Genomic DNA, 2,219 nt, shown 5'->3' with positions numbered 1-2,219 from the left:
ATTCGAACCTTTTTATACCACCAAGGCAAAAGGAACAGGGCTCGGACTGGCGATTGTACAAAAAATCATTGAAAGCCATAAAGGTTGTGTACGTTTAAAACCAATGAATCCGGTTGGTACTTTAGCGCAGATTCAATTGCCTTTATCGAGCAATATCTGTGAGCCTATTTCACCGAATAAGGACGTAACTAACGAATATGTGTAAATTACTTATCGTCGACGATGACAAGGGTATCCGTCGTACGCTTGAATTACATTTTCAAACGCAACAACATAAAGTTAAAACAGCAAACAGCGTTAATGATGGCCTTGCTATCGCACAATTTTTTGTTCCAAATATCATTATTCTTGATATTCGGATGGAAGGAAAGTCGGGTTTAGAAGGTATCAGTGAATTCAAGCAGCTCTGCCCGAGTGCGCGGATTATTATGATCACCGCCTTTCATGATATGCAAAGTACCATTGAGGCGATGCAAAATGGCGCGGATGAATATATTCATAAACCGTTAGACCTTGATGAAATTGATGCAGCGGTTGGATCCGCCTTACAATATCAAAATATCAGTACACTTGATGCAATCTCGATTCCAGACAGCAGCGGTAATTCTATTGTTGGTTGTTCTAAAGCCATGAAAGAGATATTTAAGAACATTGGTCGAGTGGCGATGACAAATGCAGCCATTATGATCACGGGTGAGTCTGGTACAGGTAAAGAAATGGTCGCCAAAGCTATCCATAATGCAGGCAACAAAACCACCCAACCTTTCGTCGCAATTAACTGCGCAGCCTTAGTCGAAACCTTGCTTGAGTCTGAAATGTTCGGCCACAAAAAAGGCGCTTTCACGGGTGCTGTTAGCGACCAGATGGGTAAGTTTGAACTGGCACAAGATGGCACATTGTTTTTAGACGAAGTGGGCGAATTAGCAGGGTCTATCCAAGCTAAATTACTGCGTGTACTACAAGAAAAGGTGTTCACGCCTGTCGGTGGAAAAAAATCACAAACCACCAATGCCCGGATAATCTGTGCGACGAATATCGACTTCCAGCAAGCCATTAAAGATAAAACTTTTCGTGAAGATCTGTTTTATCGCTTACAAGTGGTGCGTATTCACATTCCGCCACTGCGAGAACGTAAAGAAGATTTACCTTTGCTTATCCCTGCCCTATTGGCTCGTATTAACCGTGATTTGGATACCCAGATTAATCAGGTCGCCCGCGATGCGATGGAAGCGCTTTGTGGCTACGACTGGCCGGGCAATGTCAGACAGCTTGAGAACTTGCTAACAAAGGCCGTGGCATTATGTTCTGGGAAAATATTAACCTTAGATCTATTTGAAGAGATTAAGCAGCAAGCTATACCAAGCGATGCAGACGCGAATACTGACTCAGCAGACCTATCACCACAAAATACATATGAATTAAGCCTGCAAGATATTGAGTTAAAATATACGATTGATGTACTTAAACGCGTGGCAGGTCATAAGGGGAAAGCCTGTGATATTTTGAAAATAAGCCGCCCTCGATTACAACGTATTCTTGAGCGTATTGATGCTCAAAGTTGATAACGAATAAACGACCAAACAATAAAAAAGGATTAACCCCACGTCGGTGATTAATCCTTTTAGCTAATCGTTAACTTAAATAGCAGTTACATTGGTGGCGCAAGGTCCTTTTTGCCCGCTGCCCACTTCGAATTCAACTTTCTGGCCATCTTCTAATGTGGCATAACCAGATGTTTGAATTTCGGAATGATGTACAAACAGGTCATTACCGCCTTCGTCAGGGGTGATAAATCCAAAACCTTTGTCAGCATTAAACCACTTAACTGTACCTCGACTCATAACGTATATTTCCTCAGCAGACTTTATGTCTGAATTAAGCTTAGTTGAGGCGGACTTTTTGTCCAGTTTAGTTATTGGAAGAAGTTGATGCGACAATCACAGTGGATAAATTGAACTCATTTTGTAATCACGATATGGATCCGTTTGCGTGCTAAACTTATGATGCAACAATAAGACCGACGACGCTTGGGTTAACCTACCCTCCTTGCCAATGGCTAATTGATTATTCGATCTACTATGCTCAAACTCATTAACTGTGTGCGTTGATATTGAACAGTTTAAAAGTTTTTGATTGAGTTGATATACGTAAACTATTAAAGTGACGACGCTTTATCACTCAGCTAGTAAAGGAATCCACAAATGGAAAAGAGCATTTTT

3 protein-coding genes are annotated in these 2,219 nt (G+C 41.3%); 2 read left to right on the top strand and 1 reads right to left on the bottom strand.

All coding sequences use genetic code 11. From position 1 onward, the window contains the following. Together BT797_RS07105 and BT797_RS07100 are read left to right on the top strand one after the other, a co-directional pair. Positions 1–205, top strand: a 205-nt coding sequence (locus BT797_RS07105) for an ATP-binding protein (RefSeq protein WP_244893719.1), incomplete at its 5' end; no start/stop codon positions are given. Continuing rightward, on the top strand, positions 198–1,562 hold the full coding sequence (locus BT797_RS07100; protein ID WP_045110099.1) for a sigma-54-dependent transcriptional regulator: 1,365 nt from the start codon (positions 198–200) through the stop codon (positions 1,560–1,562). The genes BT797_RS07105 and BT797_RS07100, both read left to right, overlap by 8 nt. 75 nt (positions 1,563–1,637) lie before the next feature. On the opposite strand, the gene BT797_RS07095 is transcribed toward BT797_RS07100, so the two are convergent. Further along, positions 1,638–1,841 carry a cold-shock protein gene (locus BT797_RS07095; RefSeq protein WP_006033612.1) on the bottom strand — a complete coding sequence of 68 codons (204 nt, stop codon included), beginning with the start codon at positions 1,839–1,841 and terminating at the stop codon, positions 1,638–1,640. Positions 1,842–2,219: the final 378 nt, after the last annotated feature.

Source organism: Moritella viscosa, assembly GCF_900120065.1.
GTDB classification, from domain to species: Bacteria; Pseudomonadota; Gammaproteobacteria; order Enterobacterales; family Moritellaceae; genus Moritella; species Moritella viscosa.
Note: the sequence above shows the minus strand (reverse complement) of the source record. Positions and strands in the feature narration are given on the sequence as shown.